General features: G+C 51.5%; 1 protein-coding gene and 1 pseudogene. Both read right to left on the minus strand.

The features are described 5' to 3' along the window. Positions 1-866: reverse transcriptase domain-containing protein (locus FTT63_RS15355; protein WP_180192476.1), on the minus strand; the 866-nt coding region annotated here is incomplete at its 3' end. 575 nt (positions 867-1,441) lie between these two features. Further along, positions 1,442-1,678: pseudogene (locus FTT63_RS15360) on the minus strand (transposase); the annotation flags it as partial.

Here is a 1,678-nt window from a genome sequence, read left to right on the forward strand (position 1 = left end):
CGAACTTCATTTTCGAGCCACTCTTTAGAATACCCCGTGATGATGAAATCATCCGCATACCGTACCAGTTGCAGCTTTTTGCCTGTCCATTTGGCGTTAGGGAACCTCTTCGCCAGCATCGTTTCCAGTCCGTCCAAGGTCATGTTGGCCAACACCGGGGAGATAATACCTCCTTGCGGTGTTCCGGAAAGACTGGGAAACAGCTTGCTTTGGTAGACGTAACCGGCTTTGAGCCATTTCCGTAGAATCACCTTGTCCATTGGGAGGTTGGCGATCATCCAGTCATGGCTGATATTGTCGAAACAGCCTTGAATGTCACCCTCTAGCACCCACTCCGCACTTACTTTTCTTGACAGCACACCAAAGCACTGTGCTGCAGCATCCGCGGTTGAGCGTTGTGGTCTGAATCCATAAGAGTTCCGATCAGCGATGGTCTCCGCGATGGGTTCCAAAGCCAGCAGATGGAGCGCCTGCATGGCCCGGCATTTCATCGTGGGTATCCCGAGAGGTCTCATCTTGCCATTTTTCTTCGGAATAAGGACTCTCCGAAGCGGAAGGGGCGTGTAACCTCGCCTCTTCAACGACATCATCGCACCGGTCTTGGCCTTGGGTGTATTCCAAGTCACCTTGTCGACCCCAGCCGTGTTTTTGCCTTTGTTTTCAGACACTCGTTTGACGGCCAATGCTTTGCCACTAAACGAGTGAGTCAGCAGCCATTGCAAAGCTTTCGCCTTGTTATGCCTGCCGTCTTGTACCGCCTTCACAATACGCGCTTGCAGCCCTCTGACATGACGCTGTACAGCAATCCAATCGATGCTGTCCCACGATGTGCTGGAAGGTGCACACGCTGATACTGCTGCATTCATTTGCTCTCCCTCCATTAAAAGGGTTCTACACACTCTCTTGTGATGAGAGACCATAAGGACGTCAGCCCGCTTTCGCGTGGGGTAATGTTTCAACCTCTATCCAACCCATTACAGACTGGCATTCGCTTTTTCCTCGTTCCTTCGCCCGCATCACCATGGGCAGTTTTTGCAAACTGCTTTCCCAATGGGAGTAATACGGGATTTCCACGTTCCGCTTACTGAAGTACATCGGCTTAGGTGCCTGCTATCGACCGGGAGGCGTATGGGTCACGAATGCGTAGTCGAAAGACGCAATTCCCACCTCCATTACCGTTTTGGTTCGAGCGTATCAGCCATTTCCGCTCGTTCAACTTAACGATCGTTACGCAGATTCACATGTGTTCACCATACCGATTATCTAGCCCTTGTCCGGCTATGGCTGCCAGAAGGGTACGTCTCTCACGATTGATACCCCGCACCTTGCGGTGCCTCGTTACATTGTCGAAGGCGCTCTTTATTCAGCCTTCTAGATTCACCCGGTGACACGGGTGGTTCCCGCAGGGGGAACAACTTCATTAAGCGACTTCGTGTCGCACTTCCACCCAGTTATTGCAAATCGGTAGATTGCCATCATCCAGATAGCGGCTTAAAGCTGGCCAACGCTTCAGAGTGTAATTGATCGCCTTGGCGGTTGGAGAACTCGATGGCACAGTCAGTTGATGTTGGTTGAGCCATTCATACAGTTGTTGCATCACCGGTTGACTATGCTGTTGTCGGTATTCGCGGCGCTGTTCTGCTGTACCATCGGTCTTTTTCCTGAGTTCTGCTTCTAT

The sequence above is a fragment of the Acinetobacter sp. C15 genome (genome assembly GCF_013420645.1).
Lineage (GTDB): Bacteria > Pseudomonadota > Gammaproteobacteria > Pseudomonadales > Moraxellaceae > Acinetobacter > Acinetobacter indicus.